Origin of the sequence: Bacillus sp. DU-106, from assembly GCF_004799705.1 — a bacterium.
Lineage (GTDB): Bacteria > Bacillota > Bacilli > Bacillales > Bacillaceae_G > Bacillus_A > Bacillus_A cereus.
The window spans coordinates 1,022,475-1,047,244 of record NZ_CP026607.1; the positions used below are offsets into that span (position 1 = coordinate 1,022,475).

Genomic DNA, 24,770 nt, shown 5'->3' on the forward strand with positions numbered 1-24,770 from the left:
GATGTAACTCCATAGTAACTGTAACCATCTAAAGCCCAATTCATACACTATGATGGAGGATTTTTACTTCATAACCGGATGAAAAAGGAGTGTAATCATGAAGAAACGTACTGTTAATGAAGCAGGAAGGAATGTGCCACAACCAATCCGCAGCGACGGAGCAGGTGCGATTGATTCTGGACCTCGTAATGTTATGCGGGATATTCAAAATCCGAATATGCTTGTTCCGCCTATAACGGATGCAGGGTTAGTTCCTAACTTGAAGTTTTCATTCTCGGACACTTCTATGATTTTGAAACAAGGCGGGTGGTCTCGGGAGATTACTGCTCGGGAACTACCGGTTTCGACGACGATTGCCGGAGTAAATATGAGTTTAACGGCAGGTGGAGTACGAGAACTACATTGGCATAAAGAAGCAGAATGGGCGTATATGCTTTTAGGACGGGCACGCATAACGGCTGTAGATCAAAATGGACGGAATTTTATTGCTGATGTTGGACCAGGTGATCTTTGGTATTTTCCTCCTGGTATTCCGCATTCCATTCAAGGGTTGGAACATTGTGAGTTTTTGCTCGTTTTCGATGATGGGCATTTTTCTGATTTATCTACTTTAGCTATTTCTGATTGGTTTGCGCATACGCCGAAAGAAGTGCTATCGGCTAACTTCGGAGTGCCGGAAAGTGCTTTTCATTCCATTCCTTCAGAGCAAGTGTATATTTATCAGGGAGAGGTACCAGGTTCGCTTGAGAGTCAGGAAGTTCAGTCGCCGAAAGGAGAAGTTCCTTTAACGTTCAAGTACGAACTTTTAAAACAAAAACCGATTAAGACTCCTGGTGGGAGCGTTCGAATTGTCGACTCTACGAATTTTCCTATTTCAAAAACAATCGCAGCGGCGCTCGTTGAAGTGGAGCCTGGTGGAATGAGAGAGCTTCATTGGCACCCGAATAATGATGAGTGGCAATATTATCTTACAGGGGAAGCGAGAATGACTGTGTTTCTTGGAAATGGTACCGCTCGTACATTTGATTATAGAGCTGGCGATGTCGGATATGTACCGTTTGCGACGGGGCATTATATTCAAAATACAGGTACCGAAACATTATGGTTTTTAGAGATGTTCAGAAGCAATCGTTTTGAAGATGTATCGTTAAATCAATGGATGGCACTGACTCCTAAAGAAATAGTGGAGAGTAATATACATGTTGGCCCGCAAGTAATGGATTCTCTGCGTAAGGAGAAGTGGCCTGTTGTGAAATATCCGGGGTTTTCATATAGTCCGAAAAATGATGAGTAAAAATGAAAATTTGCGTTATTCTTTCTGGAGACTGATAAGAAGGGATGGCGTATTTTTTATGCCTAATCTAGTCTTTATCCCGCTATTTGCCGGGCAGTAAGACCTACCTCAAAATTCAGCGGAATCAAAGAAGTTAGGTGGGGCGCGGGCTGTCCGTAAAAGCCCGATTAGTGAGGGCTGATTAAAGTTTCACTTTATTAGTATCCGTCCCTTGTATTATTGTTCGGGAAATTATTATTGGAGCATAGTATAGGGAAGATACATATAAAAGAGCGCCATTATAAGCTGTAACGTATAAGTTGTGCAGGAAATGCAACAATAACTCGCTTTACTCTTCATCATTTATTTGAACATAATGGGCATAGAGAGGTGATAAACACAGTATGATTTTTAGTGAGCGTTTAAAAGAAGAAAGGGAAAAAAGAAATTGGTCGCAAAATGATTTGGCTGAAAAACTTCATGTGAGCAGGCAATCTGTTTCGAAATGGGAGACGGGAAAGAACTATCCGAGCATTGAAATTATTATTCATTTAAGTGATCTGTTCGGTATTACAATTGATGAACTGCTAAGGAGTGATGAAGAATTGACGCAGAAAATAATTGAAGATAGTAAGCAATTGGCGTATCCAAAATGGAAGGTGTTTTTTGATAGTCTATTTATGATAGGAGTATTTTTGTTTATTGCAAAAATCGTTGTATGGATGCTAAATAAGTTTGCTGGAGCAAGTATTACAATTGTAGCAGATGCGCCATATGTAATGAATCTTTTGCCCCTTGTATTCATGATTATAGGTGGTATAGGTTCCGATAAGTTGAAGAAAATATATAAATAGAGGCAAGATTTGAAAGAAATCCCCAACACTGGCTGTTCTTTTCACTTAAATTGTGTACTATAAAGGATAGGATGACATAAAGAAGGGGACATTTAGAATGGAATTTCATGAACAGAAGATTTTGCCGGCAGTGAGGCAAATTAAAGATTTGGAAAAGCTATTACATAGTTCGTATGAATATATTGTTATTTTAGATATTCATGTCGGCCAATTGAAGAGTGTTATATCGCTTGCGAAGCAATATTGTAAAAAGGTGTTTTTACATGTGGATTTAATTCATGGTTTGCAGAGTGACGGGCATGCGACGGAATATTTATGTCAGGAGTTTAGACCGTACGGGTTACTTTCAACAAAGGCGAGCGTTATTATGAAGGCGAAGCAAAAAGGTGTTGTGGCAATACAACGCATCTTTTTAATCGATTCGAGTGCGATGGAGAAGAGCTGCAATCTTTTAGATAAGACGAAACCGGATTATATTGAGGTACTTCCTGGAGCATTAACGGACGTTATCGCTGAAGTGAAAGAGCGTACTGGTGTACCGATTTTAGCAGGTGGTTTTATTCGTACTGTAGAAGATGTGGAAAGAGCATTAAACGCTGGTGCGACAGCAATTACGACATCAAAACGTGAACTATGGAAACATTACCAAAAAAAGTGACGAAAATGTGAATTTTTTCGTTGACACCGCTTTCATTTACGGTTAACATTATAGACAAGTTAATAAACGTGACGGAGAAAAGTAGAGATCCACATTTCATTGTTTCTATATAAATTTATATAGAAGCGTGCAAGCTGTGGGTCTTTTTCTTTTGACAAAAACGAATGGCCATTCATTTTACCTCTATCACATTTGAAAGCGTTTAAATTGATTGTGGAGGGATACTATGTCAGCATTTTTAGGAGAGTTAATAGGGACTGCGTTGTTAATCGTACTTGGTGGCGGCGTTTGTGCTGGTGTAAGTTTAAAGAAATCGTTTGCGAAAGATTCAGGTTGGATTGTTATTACAATGGGCTGGGGCTTAGCAGTAGCGGTTGCAGCGTATGCGGTTGGATCAATTAGTGGGGCACATTTGAATCCAGCTTTAACGATAGGATTAGCATTTAAGGGAGCGTTCCCATGGAGCGACGTACCAGGTTATATCGTAGCACAAATGATTGGGGCAATTATCGGGGCAGTTATCGTATATTTACATTACTTACCACACTGGAAAGAAACAGAAGATCCAGGAACAAAGTTAGGTGTATTTGCAACAGGTCCAGCAATTCCGAACACATTTGCAAACCTTTTAAGTGAAATGATTGGAACATTCGTTTTAGTATTTGGTATATTAGCAATTGGTGCAAATAAATTTGCAGATGGATTAAATCCATTTATCGTAGGTTTCTTAATTGTAAGTATTGGTTTATCATTAGGTGGGACAACAGGATACGCAATTAACCCAGCGCGTGATTTAGGTCCGCGTATCGCACACTTCTTCCTTCCGATTGCAGGAAAAGGCGGTTCAAACTGGAAGTATGCATGGATTCCAGTAGTTGGTCCAATTTTAGGTGGATCACTTGCAGGTTTATTCCATCAAGTTGTATTTGAAGGAAAACAAAATTCAGCACTTATTTATGTGATTATCGCAACTGTGATTGTACTAGCAATCTCTTATATGACAAGTAAAAAAAGCGGAAGCAATACAAATAGTAGAAAAGTAGCATAAGGGGGAAACCGATATGAAAAAATATATTCTTTCATTAGACCAAGGAACAACAAGCTCACGCGCAATTCTTTTCAATAAAAAAGGTGAAATTGTTCATTCAGCTCAAAAAGAGTTTACACAACATTTTCCAAAGCCAGGCTGGGTAGAGCATAATGCACAAGAAATTTGGGGATCTATTTTAGCAGTTATCGCAACTTGCTTAAGCGAAGCGGATGTAAAACCAGAACAAATCGCTGGTATCGGTATTACGAACCAACGTGAAACAACGGTTGTATGGGATAAAACAACTAGTAAACCAATTTACAACGCAATCGTATGGCAATCTCGCCAAACAGCTGAAATTTGTGATGAGTTAAAAGAAAAAGGTTATAGCGAAATGGTTCGCGAAAAAACAGGTCTTTTAATTGATGCATACTTCTCTGGTACGAAAGTAAAATGGATTTTAGATAACGTTGAAGGTGCAAGAGAAAAAGCAGAAAACGGCGATCTATTATTCGGAACAATTGATTCGTGGCTTGTATGGAAACTATCTGGTGGTAAAGCACACGTAACAGATTACTCAAACGCATCACGTACGTTAATGTTTAACATTCACGACTTACAGTGGGATGATGAGCTTCTAGAAATGTTAACAGTACCAAAGAGCATGCTTCCAGAAGTGCGTCCATCATCTGAAATTTACGGAGAAACAATTGATTATCACTTCTTCGGCCAAAATGTACCGATTGCAGGTGTAGCTGGTGACCAACAAGCAGCATTATTTGGACAAGCTTGTTTCGGTGAAGGTATGGCGAAAAATACTTACGGAACTGGTTGCTTCATGTTAATGAACACAGGTGAAAAAGCAGTAGCTTCTGAGCACGGTCTATTAACAACAATTGCATGGGGAATAGATGGTAAAGTAAACTACGCATTAGAAGGAAGTATTTTCGTAGCGGGTTCTGCAATTCAATGGTTACGTGACGGAATGCGCATGTTTAAAGATGCAAGTGAGAGTGAAGTGTATGCGAGTCGCGTTGAATCAACTGACGGTGTATACGTTGTACCAGCATTCGTTGGACTAGGAACACCTTATTGGGATAGTGAAGTACGCGGCGCTATGTTTGGTGTAACGCGCGGTACGACGAAAGAGCATTTCATTCGTGCAACGCTAGAATCTTTAGCTTACCAAACGAAAGATGTATTATGCGCAATGGAAGCAGATTCAGGTATTGAGCTGAAAACATTACGCGTTGATGGCGGAGCGGTTAAAAATAACTTCTTAATGAAGTTCCAAAGTGATATTTTAGATGTTCCTGTAGAGCGTCCAGTAATCAACGAAACAACGGCTCTAGGTGCAGCATACTTAGCAGGTCTTGCGGTTGGATATTGGAAAAACCAAGATGAAATTAAAGAACAGTGGCATATGGACAAACGCTTTGAACCAACGATGGAAGCGAAAACAAGTGAAGAGCTATATGCTGGATGGAAAAAAGCAATTGAAGCAACAAAAGCTTTCAAATAATCATAAACAGTGTTATAATGGTGACAAGTTAATAATTCGGTAGGAGATTTGGAGAGACCACAACGCGCTATAGAGGCGAAATCTATAGCGGAGTTTGTGGTCTCTTTTTTCGTTATCAAAGGGAGGAATTACCATGAAATTTTCAAGTAAACAACGTAAAGACGTATTAAACGGAGTAAATAAACAAGAGTTAGATGTGATCGTAATTGGTGGAGGTATTACTGGTTCTGGTATTGCATTAGATGGAGCAACACGCGGGTTATCAACAATTGTGTTTGAAATGCAGGACTTTGCAGCAGGTACATCAAGTCGTTCAACGAAGCTTGTACACGGTGGTCTACGTTATTTAAAACAACTTGAAGTGAAAATGGTAGCAGAGGTGGGGAAAGAGCGTGCGATCGTATATGAGAACGGTCCCCATGTAACAACACCAGAGTGGATGTTACTTCCGTTCCATACAGGCGGTACGTTCGGATCATTTAGTACATCAATTGGTCTTCGTGTATACGACTTCTTAGCAGGTGTAAAACGAAGCGAGCGCAGAAAGATGTTTAACCGTGAAGAAACGCTAAACAAAGAGCCTCTTGTAAAAAAAGAAGGATTAAAAGGCGGCGGTTACTACGTAGAATATCGTACAGATGATGCGCGTCTTACAATTGAAGTAATGAAAGAAGCAATTGAGCACGGCGCAAAAGCTGTTAACTACGCAAAAGTAGATAGTTTCTTATATAAAGATGGAAAAGTATGTGGTGTACGTGTAATCGATTTACTAGACGGTGAAGTATATGAAGTTTACGGTAAGAAAATTGTAAACGCAGCTGGTCCTTGGGTAGATACACTTCGTGAAAAAGATAACTCGAAAAAAGGAAAAGTACTTCAGTTATCAAAAGGTGTTCACTTAGTAATTGATCAAAAACGTTTCCCATTAGGTCAAGCGATTTACTTCGATACACCAGATAAACGTATGGTGTTCGCGATTCCTCGCGGAGGAAAAACATACGTAGGTACAACAGATACGTTCTATGATAAAGACGCAGCTGTACCACAAATGACAACAGAAGATCGCACATATATCATTAATGCGATTAACTACATGTTCCCAAGCGTGAAAATTACAGAGAAAGACATCGAATCAAGCTGGGCTGGTGTACGTCCGTTAATTTACGAAGAAGGTAAGAGTGCATCTGAAATTTCTCGTAAAGACGAAATTTGGACTTCTGAATCTGGTTTAATTACAATCGCAGGTGGTAAATTAACTGGATACCGCAAAATGGCTGAAATGGTAGTAGACTACGTAACGAACTTACTACAAAAAGAAGGTCATAGCGCATATCCGAAGAGCGACACGAAACATATGCCAATCTCTGGTGGACATGTAGATGGTTCACACGGATTCCCAGCATTCGTTGCGAAAAAAGCTGGCGAAGGTACGAAATATGGTTTAACAACAGCACAAGCAGAAGAATTCGCGAAATTCTACGGCTCTAACGTTGACGTACTATTTGATTTAGCGAAAAAACATAAAGACGAAGCGAAAGAATACAACATGCCACTAGACGTTCTAATCCCGCTTGTATACGCAATGGATTACGAAATGACAGCAAAACCAGTTGACTTCTTCGTACGCCGTAGAGGCGCTGTATTCTTCAATATCCACTGGGTATACGAGTGGAAAGAAGCAGTAATCAACTACATGGCTGCGAAACTAGGCTGGAGCAAAGAAGAACAAATGAAATATACAGCTGAACTAGAAAAAGCATTAACAGACGCTGTAATTCCTGTAGATCAACAAGAACAGGCAGCTGCGTTAGCATAAAATAGAGAACCACCTGAAGGGGAGCCTTTAGGTGGTTTTTTTTTGGGTTATTTTTCTAACTATGTTGTATAACGACATATGTTGTTATACTATGTATATAAGGTGGTGGTATTGTTGGACAAAGAAATCTTGAAGGGAAGTATAGATATTTTATTACTTTCTATCATTGCAAAACATGATACATACGGCTACGAAATAGCTCAAAGTTTAAAGGATGCAAGTGAAGATTTGTATAGTATGGGACAGGGAACTTTGTATCCTGCTTTAAAGCGATTAGAGAAAAAGGAGTTTCTTGAATCTTATTGGAATGAATCTGAGAATGGGATGAAAAGGAAATTCTATACTATTACAGATAAAGGGAAAAAAGAATTGCAGAAGAAAGTGAACTCTTGGGAGAGTGTAACAGCATTAATTCAAGCTTGTCAGAAAGGAGTTATTTATGAGTGAATTTGATGAGTATATTAAGTCTATTTTAGCCTATTCAGAACTTAGTGATATTGAACAGGATGAGTTATTTCTAGAAATGTATGATCACTTGAACAGCTTGAAAGAAGAATATATGGAACAAGGTATGAATGAAAAAGAAGCGATTTATAAAGCGATTCAAAGTTTTGGAGAATCAAAAGTTATTGGCGTAGAGATTAATAAATCGGTATACGAAGTTCCTAGGCCATTAAAGGTATTATCAAAAATTTTATGTATTCCTTATATAATCATTTGTTTTATTGTCTTTTTAGGAACGTTTATTTCAACTTCTACATTTGACTCTGTTCGCAGTTTGACAGGTGGTGGGACTGTCTATCATCCCATTGAATTTTGGCAGCAATTTTTACATATATCTGATTTAGAAACGTTATTACAACTTTTTGGAATAACACTTTGGCAAGTTAAAGATTTTATTGCACATCCAGGTCCTTGGGGAAACTCAACTTATTGGTTAAGCGTTTTACAACATATAATATTAGTAGTTCCATTCGGATTTTTCGTTCCAGTGCTCATTAATAAAGTGACTAACTATAAGAAAGCTCGTAAGTGGTATGTTATGACCTTTCTTGTTTGGGAGATATTACATTTACTAACTTTGTCTGATGTTTTTGATGTGTGGCGGATTGCTATAAATATGCTCGGTGCGTCGGTAGGATATCTTTTATTTATAAGCATAATGCAACTGGATAATAAATTTAGGGTTATGCGAAAGAAGATATTTGAAAATTAGCTCGCTATTCTGTAGTTTAAATTATACAAATTTAATTTGATGGTAATAGAGTATCGCTGAAAACATAGGTACTATGTAGTGAGAGGATTTTTTATATTCGTAATAGGTGTTGTTCCTTGTTTAATCCTACTGTTATGAAGCGGGTCCATAATCCGTCTTTATTGGTGCTATAAATGATGAGAGCGGCACAGCTGAACTAGAAAAAGTCTAGAACAACAAGAACAGGCGGCTGCTTTAGCGTAAAATAGAAAACCAACTGAAGGGGAGCCTTTAGGTGTTTTTTTCTCTTGACTAAAAATAAATAAAATGTGTTACAATGATGATAGAGTATTTAGTATGAATTTTGCATAAAATAAAGAAGACAGAAGCCTGAGAAACTTCTGCCTTTGTAACCTAACTTGCTATTGTGGTGGTAGTAGGTGCGGTTATAAGACAATTACATTAACGTTTTAGCCGAGAACCGCCTTTACCTTTTCCACGAAGCAGGGTGGTTCTCGCTTTTTTGTATACAGAAATTAGCCATGGACCGACGTATCTTCTACCGATGACAACGCCAGCTCCGGTTAGGATACCATACACTAATTTAATTACAAACATCGCGATCATATTATCACCTCCCCCTTTTTTCAAAATGGAAGAGATGATTACCACACCTACTAGTTATAGCTTATTAAGTTACGTATTCATTGTATTATGTTTTAAAATAGGGAACAAGATATATGGATGAAAATTCCTGTTTTTAAGCAGAACATTAGTGTCAGGGGACAAGAAGTAAATAAATATTCATAAAAAAACGGTATGGACATCGCAATCTGTATTTTTTACACTAGCACACTTAGTACGTTTTGTTTCAAAAACATAAATAGATAGTATGTAGAGGGTTATGATAAATAACCCTCTTTTCGTGTTTAAATAAGTGCACTCTCTTTAACAGAAATACATAATTCAGAACGAGAGATTGATTCAGTTAGTTGCTGTAAATAAGAGTATTCTTCCGCATCTTTTTCGGAAGTGTTAGGATCTAGTAAAGGTGAAGAAAGAAGTACATCAATCGTAAGTATGTCTGCATCATGAGAGACGATGTTATAACCTGCAAATACAGGTCGTTTTAAGTCTTTTACTTTTTGAATCATCTGATGGAATTTCGTAACACTTATATTGATTTGTGCGAATGGAAAGCATTTTTGGATAGGATTCTCGATGGTCTTTCTAATTTTATAATCGTATACATAGTAGTACTTTTTTTGCTGCTCAAGTGTTTGCAACTCTTTCGTTAATGAGTGGTATTTGTCTGTAAGTCCAGTTGTGAGTGCACGATGTTCTTCGCCAACTAATAATGTGAAAGGTCTTGGTGAGGAGATTGAAATGGTGCGGACGTTTAGGTCAGTAAAAGTGTGCTTAGATTGTAAAATGGTATGTAATTTTTCGGTAGGAAACTCACCGTCATAAATAGCAATAAAATAGTGGTTCATCTTTTCGCTCCTTAATTTTTTTCTAAACTGATATATTCTACTTTAAAGGTGTAAGTCCTGCATAAAAAAGAAAACACCTTGATTGTTACCAAGGTGTTGTAATAAGTTCAAAACTATCCGAATCAGCCCCAAGCACAAAAGGACTAACCTCGCCAACACAATAAAGGTGCAATTCATGCATTGCGCGCGTACAAGCAGTATAGAACAATCTACGAACGCTCTCATCACTGTACACATCTTTAGATGCATCGTAAATAATAACAGCATCAAATTCGATACCTTTCGCTAAGTAAGCAGGGATCACGACAATACCTTGCTCATACTCGGCTGAGTTACTTTTCACAAGTTTAATATTCTCGATATGATTAAGTGCTTCGTAGGCAGCGGCGCTTTCAGTTGCAGATTTACATATAATTGCGATCGTATTGTGCTGCTCTGTTTGTAGTGCAGCAACTTTAGCAGTAATATGTTCGTGTAGTTCGTTGTGATTAGCTACTTTCGTCACTGTAGGTTTCGTGCCGTCACGTTCAAAGGCGTGAATGTTCTTCCCTTCCGGTACGAGAGCACGTGTAAATTCAATAATCGGTTTTGTTGAGCGATAGCTACGAGTTAAGTTAATGCCGTTTGTTTCGTCTGGCCCGTATAAATTCGTAAGTGTATCGAAATTCACCGTTTCACTCGCATGGGCAAATATCGCTTGGTTAAAGTCTCCGAGTACCGTCATTCTTGCAGCAGGGAAGAGACGTTTTAAAAACTCGAACTGGAACGGAGAGTAATCTTGCGCTTCATCTACGAGTACGTGTTTAATCGATCTGTTCGTTTGGAAGCCTTCAATTAATTCTTTTAAAAGTAAAAATGGAGTCGCATCCTCGTAATATAGCTTTCCTTCATCAAGCATGTTTACTGTTAATGAGCAAATGTCATCCCACTCTTTCGGTTTTTCCCCAGGAACCCATGATGCATCTGTGAAGAGCTGTTTATATATGCCTGTGAAATTGATGAAACGCAATGTTTGAACGCCTTTACGAAGCGGCTTCATTTTTTTACGGACAATCATACGCCCAAGTACTCTTGTTTCTTTCTCAAAGTCTTGAAAGGAGTTGTCGTCAAACTCGCCTTTTTTCTGTAAATATTTATAAGCCTTTTGGTATTCATCTTTACTAAGTAATTCAATTTCCTCTTCTACCCAAGGTTTTTTCAGTTCTGCTTTTTCAAGTGCATCTATTTGCTTATTTAGCCAATCCGTTAACTTCTCAATTCGACTATGGAAGCGGAGGGAGGAGTCAGTATTATAAAATTGCTCTGTAATTTCTTTAGCTGAGGCAATCAGTTTTCCTCTAAATTTCATTCCTCTAAATAGCATACCTGAAGATTCAAGAGATTGTCTGTACGCTCTAATCATCTCGAAAAATTGAGTGGATGCTTTAAATCGGATGCTCGCATTTCTCGTTTTATAGGTAGGGCTATTTGTTTCAGTTAGCATATATTCTAATTGCTCATAAGGGTCTTCAACGTCAAATGACTTACTCAGTCTATGATTTAAATATTCTTGGAATGTCACTTGCTGCATATTTTCTTCACCGAGTTCAGGTAGTACGTTAGAAACGTAGCTATTGAACATAGAGTTAGGGGAGAAGAGAATAATTTGATCCGCTTTTAGCCATTCGCGATATTTATATAGTAAGTAGGCGATTCGCTGCAGGGCAGCTGACGTTTTACCACTACCAGCAGCTCCTTGCACGATAAGGAGTCGGCCTTCATCGTGACGAATAATTTCATTTTGTTCACGCTGAATTGTAGCGACGATACTTTGCATATGTTTGTTCGTACCTTTTCCGAGCGCTTGTTGCAAGATTTCATCGCCAATTGTAAGGCTCGTATCGAACATAGAATCAATCTCGCCATTTTGAATAATGTATTGTAATTTTTTCTCCACATTGCCGTGAATTACGCCTTCTGGTGTACTGTATTCAGCCGGTCCTGGTGGATAATCGTAGTATACACTCGAAATGGGTGCGCGCCAGTCATATATAAGAAAGTTTTCTCCGCTAGCATCAGTAAGTGTAGCAACACCGATATAAATTTGATCCGCAGCAGATTCTCCTTCTTCTTTGAAATCAATTCGTCCAAAATAAGGTGCTTTATGCATGCGTTTTAGTGCGGCAAGTCGATTAAAGGTGTGCTTATGAGTAATTTGTGTGACAGCTAGTGACTGAGCTTGTTGTCTTAAGTTGATAACTGTTTCAAGATAATCATCAAAAGTATCCGTGTTCACTTTCACATCATCCCAAAAGTGTTTACGAATATTGATTACTTCTGCCCGGCGTCTGCCAGTTTCGTTCTCCAGTTTATCAATTTGCTCCGTAATTGTCTCGATTACGGTATCCAATCTTTTTTGCTCTAAATCAAGTTTTTTGTTCATACGGTAAGCACTCCTTTAAAAGTGAAAAATAGAGGTTGACTGAAGATGTGTTTTGGTGTACAATTAAGATACGGATAAATACGTTCCTTTCGTTTTAGAAAACGTGTTTCTGTACTAATTTAACATATTTTTTGAATTTAATCAATGATAATAAGATAAACCTTGGTTCTGCGTGGCGTGGATCAAGGTTTTTTTGTGTTTTTCTTTAAGGAAGAATTGCAATTTTATTGAGGAGAATGTAAGTAAAGCAAAGAAGAAAATCAGGAATAGGGGGATACTGATGCAAAAATATTTTGAGGAAGCGCATCGTTTTTGTTCTCGTAATAGAAAGCACTTAGAAAAGGATGTTATATGTGGTTGTTTCTATTGTTTAGAAATTTTTCATCCAGAAAAAATTACAGAGTGGTGGGATGATGATAACACAGCAGTTTGTCCGCATTGCGGGATTGACTCTATTATAGGAGAAAATTCTGGATTTAAAATTACAGAAATGTTTTTAAGTGAAATGCATAAAAGATGGTTTTAGTTAAACGAATGAAAAAATAAACTTTCATTAACGAAGAGGATACATAAAAAAGCTCGGGCCGAAGCCCAAGCTTTTTTTTACTTCATTATTTCTTTTCTTCTTTTTTATCGTCAGCTTTTTTCTCTTCGAAAAGATCTTTTAAATCTTTATCGTCAACTTTTACGTCAGCTTTTTTGATTTCTTTCATCATAAGATCGTTCATGAATGCGCCATCTTGCACTTTCTTCGCAACAAGTTCTTTTTTGATGTCAGCTTTAGATTGTTCGAATGATTTTTCTGGCTCTTTAATGTCTGTAACTTTAATGATGTGGTAACCGAATTGTGATTTTACAGGCTCACTTACTTCATCTTTTTTCAGTTTATAAGCAGCATCTTCGAATTCTTTAACCATTTTACCAGGTCCGAAGAATCCTAAGTCTCCACCTTTTTCTTTTGAGCCAGTATCTTCAGAGTATTGTTTCGCTAACTCTTCGAAAGATTTACCTTGTCCAAGTTCTTCTTTTACCTTTTTCGCAGTAGCTTCATCTTTTACAAGAATGTGGCTTGCTTTAATTTCAGGCTTGTAGTTGTCTTTTAATTCTTTATCAGTGATTGTTTTTTCAATTGCTTTTTCTTGAGCTAATTGAGCACGTAACATATTTTTAAATGTTTCTTCTTTCAGACCTTGTTGTTTTAACAGTGTATCGAATTGATCACCAACTTGTTTTTTCGTTTCATCGAACTTTTTATCTACTTCTTTGTCGTCTACTTTGTAGTTTTTAATAAGTACTTTTTCCATAACCATGTTGTTTAGTACTTGTTTACCAGCTTGTGTCTTCATTTGATTGTAAAATTCTTCTTTTGTAATGTCACCAGCTTTAGATGTAACAATTTTGTCTGATGATGATGTTCCACATGCTGATAATGCGATTACACTTGTTGCGGCTAAGGCAAGCATAGCTTTCTTCATTCGATAAACACTCCTACTATTATGTATTTTTAATTTATCCTACACCAATGAATTTTAGTTCATAAGAGCCCGATTAAGTCTCACTGATACTTTTGCTTTTTTATATTGGTAAAGCGCGCTTAACAGGGCTTACCGAGGCTGAGGATAAAGTTTTGATGAATGTTTTGTTCTATAGTATAAGCAATATGTACAAAATTTAATATATCATATTTCGACTCGTTTTCATATTGATAAAGAAAAATTAACCAGCACGTGTCAGATTTTGAAAGTGTGCCATATTGGGCGTATACCGCATATACAGAATAGAGGAGGGGATGGGGATGAATTCTCAACTTATTTTATTACTTGTACTGTTTATTTTATTGGTTATTGTAGGTATAATTTGCTTATAGAGGAAAAAAGTGAGGAAGGGGCTTTCCTTCCTCACTTTCCATGAAATATAATTTCTATATAACTAGAAATTAATAAAATTGTTATACATACATTAATAACCCGAAAGACACCGGGCTGGCGGCTCGCAGCTATTTGTTTTCGTTCACACAGTGTATGTGTCATGAAATTCGTGTAAAATATAACAAGAAGTGCGAATGCGACAAAAACAACTGTTATAAGTGTCATGAGGCGAGACCTCCTTTTGGCTAAAATACATATACATATATTGTATCACACGATATTTTGTTCGTGTTACAAAATTCAGAAATAGAAGACTTTGTGTTAGAAAGTGAGGGAGAAAATGGACGTTGTTAGAAGATTAGAACAAGCTGAATACTATGTAGACCTACTATTTAAAATGATTGATGAAGAGAAGTGTCCATTTTATTCTTTAATCATAAAGAAAAAAGCTCGTAAAAAAGATATTGAACGTATACTAAATCTTTGTGAAAAACTGAACGATCAATATGTAGTGGAGAAAGCAGAAGGGCTTCTTTTGTTCGATGCGCTGTTAGATCAATTTGAAAAAGCGCTTCCACATCAGCTCGAAGTACACGAAACTGCGGAAGCGCTAGCAAAACAAGGTTTATTTAAGCCGCTTATGAATGAATTCTTAAGCATGATTGCGAAAAAATAAATAGATTATTTCTTAACTAACTTTTGATCGGATTCTGTAAAGTTCTCTTCAATATCTTCTAATGATTTCTCAAAAATATCGATAAAGTCTTGTCCGTAAATATTACGCAGGATTGCAATCAGTTCGATATTTTCTGGGAACTTCCCATAAAAATTACGAAGTGCAAGAGCCCCATTAAACACTGAATTATTTTCAGGATCATACTCCTCCATTAAGCGAAGTAGTAATTCTTCCCCTTTGTCTGTAATTTCAATGTACGTATTTCGTTTATCATCTTCCTTTTTTGAGAATACAAGATAGCCGCGTTCTTCTAGCTTTTTAGAGAAGTTAAATGCCGTTGATACGTGCATAACTCCAAACTTAGCAATCTCAGAAATAGAAGCCCCTTTTAAATGATAAGCGATTGTTAAAATATGATGTTCATTAATATTTAAATCGTAAGGTTTAATCCACTGCTGCCAATCTTTCTCTACACATTTCCATAACGCTTTCGATAATTGAGCAATGCGTTGGCTGAAAATCATCGCTTCTTTTACCGAGTAATCTTTTTCTCCACTTTTCATTTACTCACCCACTTTAACATTCTTTTTCATTACTATCTATTATGCCAGTAAAATAAAAATTAATAAAGTCTTTTTGTAAGAATTGTGAAAATTTTTTAACAAAATGACATTCTATACAAATCATGCATAACTATGGAAGCGTTTTATGAGTCGTGAATACATGCGTTGTCCTTACATGTTAATTGATAACATATATTGTAAATGCATAAAAACACGGCATATCTATACGATATGCCGTGTCAAGGTCAATTTATATAAAAAATATTTGTTATATGCAAAAAACTAAGCAGGAATTTGTTTACGCTTTTTCTGGAACAGCTTCTTGCAGTTTCTCAATTGACTTTTGGATGTCCAAAATTTCTTTCTCAATATGGCGCTTGTTTTGAGAAATATCTTGTTTCCAATTAGAAAGCGTGTCTTGCATGTCATCTTTTAGTTCTTGAAACACTTCTTTACCTTCTGAAGCAGTTTCAACAATTTGACGCTTTAATAATTTCGTATCAGCTGTAATATCAGCTAAAGTCTTTTTAATATCATTTCCTTTTTCTTTTAACTTGCCGCGCATGTCTTTACCAGAAGAAGGAGTTGAGAAAAGAACGGCTAGTCCAGCAACTGCTCCGCCGCAAATAACACCTGTAATAAAGGATTTAGCTTTTGACATAAAAGGAGACCTCCTTATTTTTTGTTCGTATTCATGATGTGAAAAAATATGCATATCTTTCTTATATGTGCTATGCACAAACAATCATCCCTGAGCATTTTAGGTGAAGAAACAAGCCATGCGGAATTTGATGACTTCAGGGAAGTGGCTTGTTATGTATTACGCCTTCTTATAGTGTCATTATTTCACACTATTTGCAATTGTACTTGCGATGTTTTGTAAATTTTCCATAGTGTATTCATTTTGGTGTGATTTCCAAACAGCACCGAAACCATCTTTTTCACCGTAGCGTGGAATTAAATGAAGGTGGAAGTGGAACACAGTTTGTCCAGCTTTTTCACCATTATTGTTAAGTAGGTTAAAGCCAACTGGATTAAACTCTGTTTTAATCGCATTTGCGATTTTTGGAACGACAGAAAAAATATGTGATGCGATTTCTGGCGTTAACGCAAAAATGTCTTGTTTGTGAACTTTCGGAATAACAAGAGTATGTCCTTTTGTTACTTGACTAATATCTAAAAATGCAAGCACATGTTCATCTTCGTATACTTTTGAGCAAGGGATTTGCCCGTCAATGATTTTACAAAAAATACAATTGTCTGCTGTATGATTCATTGATCTCATCCTTTCAAATATCCTTAGCCGTATTTTACCATAATTACATAAGAGAACAAACACGAAAAACAGGAAGCTGACTCAGCTTCCTGTTTTCTGAAGAGGGATTGAAAAAGCATTATCGTAATTTACGTTTCGCAGACACCTCATTTATTTAAGAAATGCACGGTAAATCGGCTAAAGTTTCTGCCGTAGACACCCCATTTTCAAGTGAAATGAATTGCAATCTTTTTTAAAATGAAATTGTTTATTTTTTTAAACAGTATATGCTCTTTCAGAGACACCCCGTTTCGAAAATGAAACAAATGATCTGGTTATGTGTAAATTTCATTGTCCAACTTGGACACCCCATTTCATGATGACTTCACTATGTTGTTGTACTCATCAATTGGTGGTTGCTTTTTCAATGTGTTCCTTCTTCAATAATTATGATGTCCGCTTTCGGGAAATTATATGCTAATAAATTTTAAAATTTTTTTTGAGTACATGGATACTATGTAGTACAGCATAATTTTTGGTAAGATGAATATAGAATGAATACTAATGAAGAAAGTGGTGTCGTATGAGCGAGTTATTGCGTGTAGAAAATGTTACAGGAGGATATACGAAACGACCTGTATTAAAAGACGTTTCGTTCTCTGTTAATAAAGGCGAACTTGTCGGCTTAATCGGTTTAAATGGAGCTGGTAAAAGTACGACGATTAAACATATTATCGGTTTAATGGAACCGAAAAAAGGAACTGTCACAATTAATGGGAAAACAATTCGTGATGATATGACAGCGTACCGTTCTAGCTTTTCATTTATTCCGGAAACGCCGGTATTATATGATGAATTAACGTTAGAAGAGCATTTGAAATTAACAGCTATGGCGTATGGCGTGGATGAAAAACAATATGAAGAACGTGTAGGACAACTACTACAAGAGTTTCGTATGAAAAATCGTTTAAAATGGTTTCCATCTCATTTCTCAAAAGGGATGAAACAAAAAGTAATGATTATGAGCGCATTTTTAGTGGAGCCATCTCTTTACATAGTAGATGAACCTTTCGTTGGATTAGACCCGTTAGCGATTCAATCCCTTCTTCAAATGATGGACCAAATGAAAAAGAGTGGTGCCGGTATTTTAATGAGCACACATATTTTAGCGACGGCAGAGCGTTATTGTGATTCGTTCATTATTTTGCATCAAGGTGAAGTAAGAGCGAAGGGAACGCTATCTGAACTGCAATCACAGTTTAATATGCCAGGTGCAACGTTAGATGATATTTACATTGCATTAACGAAGGAAGAAGATTATGAATAGCACAGCGTTATGGAAAGAACGATTTCGTCAATTTCTAAAAGAAGTTCGTACATATAGTAAATACGTATTTAATGATCATTTGAAATTTATTTTCGTGTTCATCATCGGTGCGGGAGCGTATTATTACCAGCAATGGTTACAAACGTTAACATCTTCGTTTCCAACTGCGCTCGTAATGGCAGTATTAATTGGACTCGTGTTAACGGCTGGATCCATTCAAACGTTATTAAAAGAAGCGGATCTCGTTTACTTACTGCCAGTTGAAGAAAAGTTAAAACCTTACTTCACAAAGGCATTTCTTTTTACATTTATGATTCAGTTATACATAATCGCAATCGTAGCAGCTGCGCTTGCTCCGTTATACTTCCAACAAATGAAGCAAACAGGAGCTGGCTACATATGGATCGTACTCGCATTTGTCATTGTAAAAGCGTGGAATTTATTTGTAGCGTGGGAAAAGTCATTTTTAACAGATCAAAATATACAAAGGGCTGATTGGTTTATTCGTTTTATCCTAAACGGTTTATTTGTATATTTCCTTGTAGAACGTACTTCAGTTCTTTTCATTGGTGGAATCGTCCTTCTCATGGTGTTATACCTTGCTATCATGCATCAAATGGTCAAAGGAAAGCCACTAAACTGGGAGTATTTAATTTCCGAAGAAGGTAAGAAGATGATGCTGCTGTACCGCATCGCGAATATGTTCGTTGATGTACCAGCATTAAAAGAAAGAGTATCTCGCCGAAAATGGCTGGATTTCCTTCTTTCGATAATCGGCGAAAAGCGTACATATTTATACTTATATACGAGAACATTTTTAAGATCAGGTAACTATTTTGGATTATATGTGCGCCTGCTCGCTCTAGGCGGAGTTATTCTTTACTTCATTCCGTTTTTATATGGACGATTTATCGTAAGCCTTATCTTCCTATACTTAATCGGTTATCAGCTATTAACTTTATGGAAACATCACCGCATGAAAATTTGGCTTGATTTGTACCCAGTAGGCGGAGAAGAGAAGAAGAAAGATTTTCTTACTTTATTAAATGCAATTCTTATTACAGGTAGCGTTATATTTACAATTATATTTGCACTAGCAACGAAAGATTTCATGATGACAGGAATTTTACTTATCGTAAGCATATTATTTAGTATCGGTTTCGTTTACCAATACGGGGCGAAGCGCATTGAGCGTTTAAATTGAAAGGAATGAACCTATGATTACATACGAAGAGAAGGTTATAAAAGAATTGGAGCAGTGGAAAGCTACATTCATGAAAGATTCTTCTATGATGACACGGTTCTCCAAAAAAGTGCAGACGAAGGTGCAACAGCTCATTCCGGCGAAAGTACAAAAGGTACTAACAGAGACGATTCGTATGATGGTGCAAACGATTAGCGCCGGGTCAAACTTTATAAAGCCGAAGCTAAAAGAGACGACATGGTCACTGCAAAGACGTGACGATGAAGTTCGTAAAAAAATGGATGAGTACAAAAAAATAGCAGCGGCAGAAGGAGCAGGGACTGGAGCTGGTGGTATTCTCCTCGGTCTTGCTGACTTTCCGCTTTTACTTACAATTAAAATTAAATTTTTATTCGATGCAGCGACATTGTACGGATTTGATACGAGTAAACAAGAAGAGCGTCTTTTTATCCTTCACGTTTTCCAACTTGCCTTTTCAAGTGATAATCACAGAAAAGAAATATGGAAAGCAATCGAAACGTGGGATACAGAAAAAGAAAATCATATGGACTGGGAAAAGTTCCAAACAGAGTACCGAGACTATATTGATTTAGCGAAAATGCTTCAGCTCGTACCAGTAATCGGTGCCCCAGTCGGCGCATATGCGAACTATCAATTACTGCAAAGGCTTGGAGAAGTGACGATGAATTGCTATCGTATGCGATTGCTGAATAGGGATTAAAAACAAGGCGTCCTACATATGTAATGTAGGACGCCTTTTCTTAGAAGCTAAGTCCGATATAGCTAATTCCAACTATAATCAATACGATAAAAAGTACAATGATTAATGAAAATCCGCTCTTACCAGCTTGTCCCGCTTCACCGCCGCCATTACCACCACTACCGCCATTACCACCACTACCGCCATTACCACCAAGTCTCATATGATATCCTCCTTATTGTTATATGTTGCTTTTACTTTATAACTTTCTGTATTTTCCAATAAACACCTTCTGTAGTGCTAACTAAATTGAAAATCATTTCGTTTTGTTTTATAATTTACTTACCGACCGGTAAGTAAAAATAAGTGAGGTACAGTATGACGAAGAATTTACAAACATCGCAGAACATTGTAGAGGCATCATTTAAACTTATGGCAGAACACGGCATTGAGAAGATGAGTCTTTCCATGATTGCGAAAGAGGTAGGTATTTCAAAACCGGCTATTTACTATCATTTTTCTTCTAAAGAAGCGTTAGTTGATTTTTTATTTGAAGAGATTTTTTCTGATTATCATTTTACAAAGTACTTTAATGAAGAGCGGTATACGAAAGAAAACTTTGCAGAAAAGCTAATCGCAGATGGTTTACATATGCTCTCTGAGTATGAAGGGCAAGAAGGAATACTACGCGTTATCAATGAATTTATCGTAACTGCATCACGAAATGAAAAGTATCAGAAACGTTTATTTGAAATACAAGAGGATTTTTTGCATGGTTTCCACGATTTATTGAAGAAAGGCGCGAGACTGGGCGTTGTGTCACAACATGAAACGGAAGAAAATGCTCATACGCTAGCGCTCGTGATCGATAATATGAGCAACTATATGCTCATGGGATTCCAGTTAAAGTATAAAGAAATTTGGATTCGAAATGTGAAAAACGTAATGAAGGAGGAGTAAAAATGAAAATGCAAAAAAACTGGTGGCTCGGTTTTCTTGGATTTATTGGGGTTTATAAAATACCAGGTATGATTGAAGCTTTTCAAGCGGATGGAAATTGGATGAAGTTAATCGGTTTCATTTGGCTACTTTGGTTCGGATATTTTATTCCTGAGAAGAAAGAAGATTAAATTCCAATTTTCTGTAAAGTTACGTAAAATATAGATTGAGAGTATTCATATATTAGATTACTAGATTTGGAGTGGTTACATGGATCCATTGAAAAATGAAATTCACCCTGACATGGTCAAGGTGTGGAAAGCGCGTTCTTTAATTGAGCTAGGAATCAGTATTATAGTCATTTTTGCATATCTTTTCTTTATGATTAAGTTTAATTGGTGGGCTTGGATTTTCTATGTGCTCATCGGATTAACAATCGTATATACACCGTTTGATTACTTTACGTTTCCGAAACTACGTCAACGTTATTACAGCTACCAACTAAATGAAGAAGAACTTGAAATTCAGCATGGCCTTTTCGTTGTTAAGCGCGTATTAGTGCCGATGATTCGTGTACAGCACGTAACGATTGAACAAGGGCCAATTATGAGAAAATACGGATTAGCAGAATTACACATTTCAACAGCAGCAACTTCTCATAGCATCCCAGGCTTAACGATGTATGAAGCAGAAATGTTGAAAACGAAAATCGCAGAATTAGCGAAAGTGAGTGATGAGGATGTATAAGAGGCAGCATCCAATCACGATGTTATTAGAATTAAAAATAACAGATTTTATACCACTCATTATTTTCATGTTTAGCTTAAACGGAAAATTCCCGTTTTGGTATTTAATTCCCGCAGCATTTGGTTTACTCACCGTTTTTTCAGCATTTGAAAAATGGTATTACACAACATATTGGGTTGAAAATAACGTATTACATGTGAAAAAAGGTCTCTTCGTGAAAAAGGAGAGCTACTTAAATAAAGAACGTGTTCAAACGATTAATACAAGTTCTAACGTACTATATCAAATGCTCGGTTTGAAAAAAATTCAGATTGAAACAGCTGGTGGGGGCGATGAAGCAGAAGTTAGCTTAGCTGGTATTACGGCAGAAGAAGCGGCGGAGCTTATTACTTTGCTAAATGAGCCAACTCCAGAAGTGAAAGCAGAAGGAACATTAGACGAAGCAGCAGAAAATGTAGTAGAAAAAGAAATTGTTACAGAAGAAAAACAAGCGACAGAATATAAATTAACTTGGAAAGAGATTTTATTAGCATCTGTTACATCTGGTCAATTTGGACTATTATTCTCTTTAATCTTTTTCGTTTATCACCAAGTAGATGAGTACATTCCGAAATGGATAGAGAATGGCGTAAAGTCGTATGTAATGGAACATGATATATATGGCTGGATTTTCATGGTAGCCATGTTACTCGTTCTTTCTTGGATTATATCTACAATCGGTTACGCGTTAAAACATGGCGATTTCACAGTGAATCGAAGAAATGACGAAGTTCGCATTTCGCAAGGATTACTTGAGAAAAAAGAGCTTGTACTAAAATTGCATCGTATTCAAGGTATTACGATAAAAGAAAGTATTTTACGCCAACCATTCGGTTATTGTGCTGTGCAAGTAGAAGTCATTCAAAGTAAAGGAATGAGTGACGAAAAAGAAAAGGTTACACTGCACCCAATCATTCGAAAAGATCGAGTACAACAGTTACTCGCCCATTTACAATTACCATACGAACTGAATGCAAACATTATTGCATTACCAAAAGCAGCATTGCGCCGTTATCTCATTGATAGTTTTATCTTTTTCGCTATGCTCGCAATCCCGCTTACTGGAATAAGTATATACTCTGAAAAGCACTTCATCATGTGGGCATTAATTCCGCTCGCGATCCTCATCTTTACACTTGGATACGCAACATTTAAAACAAATGGTTACAGTGTTAACGGAGAACAAATTACACTTGTCTATCGTAGCGTCGGAAAATATACAGGACTTATTAGAAGAAGACATGTCCAATCAATGGAGAAGACACAATCATATTTCCAGCGCCGAGCGGATTTATGTACGTATAAGTTTTCTAGTGCATCATCTAATTATAAAATAGAGCATACGAGAGTAGAAGATGCGGAGAGAATGCAGGATTGGTATAAGAAGAAGTTAAGTGAGAATTAAGTGGAACGGCTCGCCTTTCGCGGAAGACGGGCTATTTTTTTATGCGAAAATAATGAATAATATATGTAAAGAAACAAGCGAGGTGAATGAGAGTGAGCAAATTTTTAATACCGTATTCATTTTCTATATTAAGTTTCTTTATTTCAGCAACAGCACTTGATTTATATGATAGGATGGGAAACAATAGTGAGCTGGTTTCGCCGAACATAATTGGAAAGATAATTCAATCTACTGCGCAAATGGGAGTCCTTACATTGTATTTCGGAGTACCTATTATTTTAGGTGGCTGTCTACTTGGTGAGCTATTGTTTAGAGGTATCATTTTACGATTTAGACTAAGCTATATTCTATCTTTATTATTATATTTACTTTTAGCTTTTAGTATTGTTTCTGTAACGGTTGGAATTCCAACTACATATGAGGATTCTAATACTACTTTCATGGTAATAACTATGATTTGCGCTGTTACATTCTTTATGGGCCGGAATATATGGGAGAAAAAAGAAATGAATAATGGAGTAACAGAATGAAATATACATGTCCGTGCTGCGGGTATAGAACAATAGAAGAAGAACCACCAGGTACATATGAAATTTGTAATATATGTTACTGGGAAGATGATGAGGTACAGTTTAACGATCCTGACTTTGAAGGCGGTGCAAATGAAGTCTCGTTAAGACAAGCACAGAAAAATTTTATTGCATTTGGTGCTTGCGAGGAATGTTTTGTTGGATTAGTTAGAAAACCGACTAGTGAAGATGTGAAGGATGCTAGTTGGCAGCGAATTTGTTAAGTAAAATGTTATTACTCAATTCAATGGGAGTAATAACATTTTTTATTTAGTGCTGAAAGAATTACTGCCGTCTTATAAAGTAATAAGAAGGACTAAATTGGTAAATTTTATTAATGGATATATTTTCAATAAATACAAAAGTATAGATGTATAGTCAGCTTTGTGTGTTTAATGTTATCATATTGAATGATATGGAAATTTTTAATAGAATAAGTAACTAAAAATTCAAAGGTAATGAAGCTTTTGTTGTATAAAGAAAATACTTAGTAGTAATCAACAATATTAAAAATAAGATTCGTATTTATATAAATTTAGTAGAAATGGGGTTTTAAAAAGGAATGAGTATAAGCATAACGCGGCAAAAGATTTTGGCGGCCGCTTCTCAAATTGTGCAATGTAAAGGGGTTGCTAAATTAACCTTAGAAGCAGTGGCAAAAGAGGCGGGTGTAAGTAAAGGTGGATTATTGTATCACTTTTCAAATAAAGAAGCTTTAATAGAAGGTATGATAGTCAGAGGGGTAGAGGATTATGAAGGGGCCATTTACAATAAAGTAGCGGAAGACTCAGAGAGGAAAGGGAGATGGGTTCGCTCTTTTGTAGAGGAAAGATTAAATAATGAGAGAAGAACAGAAGAGTTATCTAGTAGTATGATGGCAGCATTCATGTTAAAACCTGAATTACTTGAGCCATTACAACAATCATTTCAGCAACTGCAAAAGAATATAGAAAATGATGAGATAGATTCAGTTTGTGCAACAATTATTAGATTAGCAGCAGATGGATTATGGTATTCGGAATATTTAGGGGTTGGAAGACTAAGCCCCGAGTTAAGAGAAAAAGTGATTCAAGCTCTTATTAGTAATTCATATAAATAGAATATGCGAACTATATAATGCGAAAATAATTCACCATTGCTTCTTTAATGTAGTGGTGAATTGTTTTTTTTATTAGAAAAATAGAACAATTTTATAGAGTATTGAATTATAACCGT

29 protein-coding genes are annotated in these 24,770 nt (G+C 36.6%); 20 read left to right on the forward strand and 9 right to left on the reverse strand.

Annotation, left to right across the window (positions count from 1 at the left end):
- The first annotated feature begins 97 nt into the window (after positions 1 to 97).
- From C3Y97_RS05315 to C3Y97_RS05350, 8 genes are all read left to right on the forward strand, one after another.
- A complete protein-coding gene (locus tag C3Y97_RS05315; RefSeq protein WP_000747525.1) occupies positions 98 to 1,294 on the forward strand; it encodes an oxalate decarboxylase family bicupin in 1,197 nt (398 codons plus the stop codon).
- Between the two features lie 383 nt (positions 1,295 to 1,677).
- Complete coding sequence (locus tag C3Y97_RS05320) at positions 1,678 to 2,127, forward strand: helix-turn-helix domain-containing protein (RefSeq protein WP_000577652.1); 450 nt, start codon at positions 1,678 to 1,680, stop codon at positions 2,125 to 2,127.
- Between the two features lie 97 nt (positions 2,128 to 2,224).
- The gene (glpP, locus tag C3Y97_RS05325; protein ID WP_000394285.1) at positions 2,225 to 2,785 is read left to right on the forward strand and encodes a glycerol uptake operon antiterminator GlpP; all 561 of its coding nucleotides are present in this window, start codon (positions 2,225 to 2,227) and stop codon (positions 2,783 to 2,785) included.
- A 226-nt stretch (positions 2,786 to 3,011) separates the two neighbouring features.
- A complete protein-coding gene (glpF, locus tag C3Y97_RS05330) occupies positions 3,012 to 3,833 on the forward strand; it encodes a glycerol uptake facilitator protein GlpF (RefSeq protein ID WP_001272200.1) in 822 nt (273 codons plus the stop codon).
- A 13-nt stretch (positions 3,834 to 3,846) separates the two neighbouring features.
- Positions 3,847 to 5,337, forward strand: a complete 1,491-nt coding sequence (gene glpK, locus C3Y97_RS05335) for a glycerol kinase GlpK (RefSeq protein ID WP_000760011.1) — start codon at positions 3,847 to 3,849, stop codon at positions 5,335 to 5,337.
- Between the two features lie 133 nt (positions 5,338 to 5,470).
- Positions 5,471 to 7,153, forward strand: a complete 1,683-nt coding sequence (glpD, locus tag C3Y97_RS05340; RefSeq protein WP_000672831.1) for an aerobic glycerol-3-phosphate dehydrogenase — start codon at positions 5,471 to 5,473, stop codon at positions 7,151 to 7,153.
- A 114-nt stretch (positions 7,154 to 7,267) separates the two neighbouring features.
- A complete protein-coding gene (locus C3Y97_RS05345) occupies positions 7,268 to 7,600 on the forward strand; it encodes a PadR family transcriptional regulator (RefSeq protein WP_000356628.1) in 333 nt (110 codons plus the stop codon).
- Positions 7,593 to 8,369, forward strand: coding sequence for a VanZ family protein (locus C3Y97_RS05350; protein WP_001288377.1), 777 nt, complete (start codon positions 7,593 to 7,595; stop codon positions 8,367 to 8,369). The genes C3Y97_RS05345 and C3Y97_RS05350 overlap by 8 nt, the downstream gene beginning before the upstream one ends.
- Positions 8,370 to 8,810: 441 nt before the next feature.
- On the opposite strand, the gene C3Y97_RS27750 is transcribed toward C3Y97_RS05350, so the two are convergent.
- The 3 genes from C3Y97_RS27750 to helD form a co-directional block, all read right to left on the reverse strand.
- Positions 8,811 to 8,975, reverse strand: a complete 165-nt coding sequence (locus tag C3Y97_RS27750) for a hypothetical protein (RefSeq protein ID WP_000561154.1) — start codon at positions 8,973 to 8,975, stop codon at positions 8,811 to 8,813.
- 302 nt (positions 8,976 to 9,277) lie between these two features.
- Positions 9,278 to 9,841, reverse strand: a complete 564-nt coding sequence (locus C3Y97_RS05355; protein WP_001017098.1) for a hypothetical protein — start codon at positions 9,839 to 9,841, stop codon at positions 9,278 to 9,280.
- Between the two features lie 85 nt (positions 9,842 to 9,926).
- Positions 9,927 to 12,263, reverse strand: a complete 2,337-nt coding sequence (gene helD / locus C3Y97_RS05360) for an RNA polymerase recycling motor HelD (RefSeq protein ID WP_136363155.1) — start codon at positions 12,261 to 12,263, stop codon at positions 9,927 to 9,929.
- Positions 12,264 to 12,543: 280 nt separating this feature from the next.
- On the opposite strand from helD, the gene C3Y97_RS05365 reads away from it, so the two are divergent.
- The gene (locus tag C3Y97_RS05365; protein WP_001174905.1) at positions 12,544 to 12,789 is read left to right on the forward strand and encodes a hypothetical protein; all 246 of its coding nucleotides are present in this window, start codon (positions 12,544 to 12,546) and stop codon (positions 12,787 to 12,789) included.
- An 85-nt stretch (positions 12,790 to 12,874) separates the two neighbouring features.
- Here the strand turns inward: C3Y97_RS05365 and prsA are convergent, their stop codons facing one another.
- Positions 12,875 to 13,738, reverse strand: a complete 864-nt coding sequence (gene prsA, locus C3Y97_RS05370) for a peptidylprolyl isomerase PrsA (protein WP_000710074.1) — start codon at positions 13,736 to 13,738, stop codon at positions 12,875 to 12,877.
- A 423-nt stretch (positions 13,739 to 14,161) separates the two neighbouring features.
- Positions 14,162 to 14,356 (reverse strand): hypothetical protein, encoded by a 195-nt coding sequence (locus C3Y97_RS05380; protein ID WP_000172690.1) that lies wholly within the window; start codon positions 14,354 to 14,356, stop codon positions 14,162 to 14,164.
- A 115-nt stretch (positions 14,357 to 14,471) separates the two neighbouring features.
- On the opposite strand from C3Y97_RS05380, the gene C3Y97_RS05385 reads away from it, so the two are divergent.
- Positions 14,472 to 14,807, forward strand: a complete 336-nt coding sequence (locus tag C3Y97_RS05385; RefSeq protein WP_000383653.1) for a YhaI family protein — start codon at positions 14,472 to 14,474, stop codon at positions 14,805 to 14,807.
- 5 nt (positions 14,808 to 14,812) lie between these two features.
- Here the strand turns inward: C3Y97_RS05385 and C3Y97_RS05390 are convergent, their stop codons facing one another.
- The 3 genes from C3Y97_RS05390 to C3Y97_RS05400 all read right to left on the reverse strand — a co-directional run bounded on the left by C3Y97_RS05390 (position 14,813) and on the right by C3Y97_RS05400 (position 16,646).
- Positions 14,813 to 15,370: an HTH-type transcriptional regulator Hpr gene (locus C3Y97_RS05390; protein ID WP_000834924.1), complete on the reverse strand. Its 558-nt coding sequence runs from the start codon at positions 15,368 to 15,370 to the stop codon at positions 14,813 to 14,815.
- Between the two features lie 298 nt (positions 15,371 to 15,668).
- On the reverse strand, positions 15,669 to 16,031 hold the full coding sequence (locus C3Y97_RS05395; RefSeq protein ID WP_000030302.1) for a YtxH domain-containing protein: 363 nt from the start codon (positions 16,029 to 16,031) through the stop codon (positions 15,669 to 15,671).
- A 180-nt stretch (positions 16,032 to 16,211) separates the two neighbouring features.
- Entirely contained in the window at positions 16,212 to 16,646 is a 435-nt protein-coding gene (locus C3Y97_RS05400) for an HIT family protein (RefSeq protein ID WP_001016841.1), read from the reverse strand.
- Positions 16,647 to 17,208: 562 nt separating this feature from the next.
- On the opposite strand from C3Y97_RS05400, the gene ecsA reads away from it, so the two are divergent.
- The 3 genes from ecsA to ecsC are packed head-to-tail and all read left to right on the forward strand — an operon-like array spanning position 17,209 to position 19,877.
- Positions 17,209 to 17,952: an ABC transporter ATP-binding protein EcsA gene (ecsA, locus tag C3Y97_RS05405; protein ID WP_001292603.1), complete on the forward strand. Its 744-nt coding sequence runs from the start codon at positions 17,209 to 17,211 to the stop codon at positions 17,950 to 17,952.
- On the forward strand, positions 17,945 to 19,156 hold the full coding sequence (gene ecsB, locus C3Y97_RS05410; protein ID WP_078421116.1) for an ABC transporter permease EcsB: 1,212 nt from the start codon (positions 17,945 to 17,947) through the stop codon (positions 19,154 to 19,156). Before ecsA ends, ecsB begins: the two co-directional genes overlap by 8 nt.
- A 13-nt stretch (positions 19,157 to 19,169) precedes the next feature.
- Complete coding sequence (ecsC, locus tag C3Y97_RS05415; RefSeq protein ID WP_000634143.1) at positions 19,170 to 19,877, forward strand: ecs operon protein EcsC; 708 nt, start codon at positions 19,170 to 19,172, stop codon at positions 19,875 to 19,877.
- A 40-nt stretch (positions 19,878 to 19,917) separates the two neighbouring features.
- Here the strand turns inward: ecsC and C3Y97_RS05420 are convergent, their stop codons facing one another.
- Positions 19,918 to 20,079, reverse strand: a complete 162-nt coding sequence (locus tag C3Y97_RS05420; protein WP_078421115.1) for a YjcZ family sporulation protein — start codon at positions 20,077 to 20,079, stop codon at positions 19,918 to 19,920.
- A gap of 155 nt (positions 20,080 to 20,234) precedes the next feature.
- Here C3Y97_RS05420 and C3Y97_RS05425 point away from each other — a divergent pair, with 155 nt between their 5' ends.
- From C3Y97_RS05425 to C3Y97_RS05450, 7 genes are all read left to right on the forward strand, one after another.
- On the forward strand, positions 20,235 to 20,816 hold the full coding sequence (locus tag C3Y97_RS05425) for a TetR/AcrR family transcriptional regulator (protein WP_000164838.1): 582 nt from the start codon (positions 20,235 to 20,237) through the stop codon (positions 20,814 to 20,816).
- Positions 20,817 to 20,818: 2 nt separating this feature from the next.
- Entirely contained in the window at positions 20,819 to 20,986 is a 168-nt protein-coding gene (locus C3Y97_RS27755) for a hypothetical protein (RefSeq protein WP_000783813.1), read from the forward strand.
- Positions 20,987 to 21,065: 79 nt separating this feature from the next.
- Entirely contained in the window at positions 21,066 to 21,542 is a 477-nt protein-coding gene (locus tag C3Y97_RS05430) for a PH domain-containing protein (RefSeq protein ID WP_000371345.1), read from the forward strand.
- Positions 21,535 to 22,986, forward strand: a complete 1,452-nt coding sequence (locus C3Y97_RS05435; protein WP_078421114.1) for a PH domain-containing protein — start codon at positions 21,535 to 21,537, stop codon at positions 22,984 to 22,986. Before C3Y97_RS05430 ends, C3Y97_RS05435 begins: the two co-directional genes overlap by 8 nt.
- Positions 22,987 to 23,072: 86 nt before the next feature.
- Entirely contained in the window at positions 23,073 to 23,516 is a 444-nt protein-coding gene (locus C3Y97_RS05440) for a hypothetical protein (RefSeq protein ID WP_002025431.1), read from the forward strand.
- Entirely contained in the window at positions 23,513 to 23,779 is a 267-nt protein-coding gene (locus C3Y97_RS05445) for a CPCC family cysteine-rich protein (RefSeq protein ID WP_000877836.1), read from the forward strand. Before C3Y97_RS05440 ends, C3Y97_RS05445 begins: the two co-directional genes overlap by 4 nt.
- A gap of 338 nt (positions 23,780 to 24,117) precedes the next feature.
- The gene (locus C3Y97_RS05450) at positions 24,118 to 24,654 is read left to right on the forward strand and encodes a TetR/AcrR family transcriptional regulator (protein ID WP_000028022.1); all 537 of its coding nucleotides are present in this window, start codon (positions 24,118 to 24,120) and stop codon (positions 24,652 to 24,654) included.
- Positions 24,655 to 24,770 lie beyond the last annotated feature (116 nt).

Excerpts from the sequence above, each read along its gene's own strand:
- C3Y97_RS05315 (WP_000747525.1), top strand. The coding sequence starts at position 98 with ATGAAGAAACGTACTGTTAATGAAGCAGGAAGGAATGTGCCACAACCA.
- C3Y97_RS05320 (WP_000577652.1), top strand. The coding sequence starts at position 1,678 with ATGATTTTTAGTGAGCGTTTAAAAGAAGAAAGGGAAAAAAGAAATTGG.
- glpP (WP_000394285.1), top strand. The coding sequence starts at position 2,225 with ATGGAATTTCATGAACAGAAGATTTTGCCGGCAGTGAGGCAAATTAAA.
- glpF (WP_001272200.1), top strand. The coding sequence starts at position 3,012 with ATGTCAGCATTTTTAGGAGAGTTAATAGGGACTGCGTTGTTAATCGTA.
- glpK (WP_000760011.1), top strand. The coding sequence starts at position 3,847 with ATGAAAAAATATATTCTTTCATTAGACCAAGGAACAACAAGCTCACGC.
- glpD (WP_000672831.1), top strand. The coding sequence starts at position 5,471 with ATGAAATTTTCAAGTAAACAACGTAAAGACGTATTAAACGGAGTAAAT.
- C3Y97_RS05350 (WP_001288377.1), top strand. The coding sequence starts at position 7,593 with ATGAGTGAATTTGATGAGTATATTAAGTCTATTTTAGCCTATTCAGAA.
- C3Y97_RS27750 (WP_000561154.1), bottom strand. The coding sequence starts at position 8,975 with ATGATCGCGATGTTTGTAATTAAATTAGTGTATGGTATCCTAACCGGA.
- C3Y97_RS05355 (WP_001017098.1), bottom strand. The coding sequence starts at position 9,841 with ATGAACCACTATTTTATTGCTATTTATGACGGTGAGTTTCCTACCGAA.
- helD (WP_136363155.1), bottom strand. The coding sequence starts at position 12,263 with ATGAACAAAAAACTTGATTTAGAGCAAAAAAGATTGGATACCGTAATC.
- C3Y97_RS05365 (WP_001174905.1), top strand. The coding sequence starts at position 12,544 with ATGCAAAAATATTTTGAGGAAGCGCATCGTTTTTGTTCTCGTAATAGA.
- prsA (WP_000710074.1), bottom strand. The coding sequence starts at position 13,738 with ATGAAGAAAGCTATGCTTGCCTTAGCCGCAACAAGTGTAATCGCATTA.
- C3Y97_RS05380 (WP_000172690.1), bottom strand. The coding sequence starts at position 14,356 with ATGACACTTATAACAGTTGTTTTTGTCGCATTCGCACTTCTTGTTATA.
- C3Y97_RS05385 (WP_000383653.1), top strand. The coding sequence starts at position 14,472 with ATGGACGTTGTTAGAAGATTAGAACAAGCTGAATACTATGTAGACCTA.
- C3Y97_RS05390 (WP_000834924.1), bottom strand. The coding sequence starts at position 15,370 with ATGAAAAGTGGAGAAAAAGATTACTCGGTAAAAGAAGCGATGATTTTC.
- C3Y97_RS05395 (WP_000030302.1), bottom strand. The coding sequence starts at position 16,031 with ATGTCAAAAGCTAAATCCTTTATTACAGGTGTTATTTGCGGCGGAGCA.
- C3Y97_RS05400 (WP_001016841.1), bottom strand. The coding sequence starts at position 16,646 with ATGAATCATACAGCAGACAATTGTATTTTTTGTAAAATCATTGACGGG.
- ecsA (WP_001292603.1), top strand. The coding sequence starts at position 17,209 with ATGAGCGAGTTATTGCGTGTAGAAAATGTTACAGGAGGATATACGAAA.
- ecsB (WP_078421116.1), top strand. The coding sequence starts at position 17,945 with ATGAATAGCACAGCGTTATGGAAAGAACGATTTCGTCAATTTCTAAAA.
- ecsC (WP_000634143.1), top strand. The coding sequence starts at position 19,170 with ATGATTACATACGAAGAGAAGGTTATAAAAGAATTGGAGCAGTGGAAA.
- C3Y97_RS05420 (WP_078421115.1), bottom strand. The coding sequence starts at position 20,079 with ATGAGACTTGGTGGTAATGGCGGTAGTGGTGGTAATGGCGGTAGTGGT.
- C3Y97_RS05425 (WP_000164838.1), top strand. The coding sequence starts at position 20,235 with ATGACGAAGAATTTACAAACATCGCAGAACATTGTAGAGGCATCATTT.
- C3Y97_RS27755 (WP_000783813.1), top strand. The coding sequence starts at position 20,819 with ATGAAAATGCAAAAAAACTGGTGGCTCGGTTTTCTTGGATTTATTGGG.
- C3Y97_RS05430 (WP_000371345.1), top strand. The coding sequence starts at position 21,066 with ATGGATCCATTGAAAAATGAAATTCACCCTGACATGGTCAAGGTGTGG.
- C3Y97_RS05435 (WP_078421114.1), top strand. The coding sequence starts at position 21,535 with ATGTATAAGAGGCAGCATCCAATCACGATGTTATTAGAATTAAAAATA.
- C3Y97_RS05440 (WP_002025431.1), top strand. The coding sequence starts at position 23,073 with ATGAGAGTGAGCAAATTTTTAATACCGTATTCATTTTCTATATTAAGT.
- C3Y97_RS05445 (WP_000877836.1), top strand. The coding sequence starts at position 23,513 with ATGAAATATACATGTCCGTGCTGCGGGTATAGAACAATAGAAGAAGAA.
- C3Y97_RS05450 (WP_000028022.1), top strand. The coding sequence starts at position 24,118 with ATGAGTATAAGCATAACGCGGCAAAAGATTTTGGCGGCCGCTTCTCAA.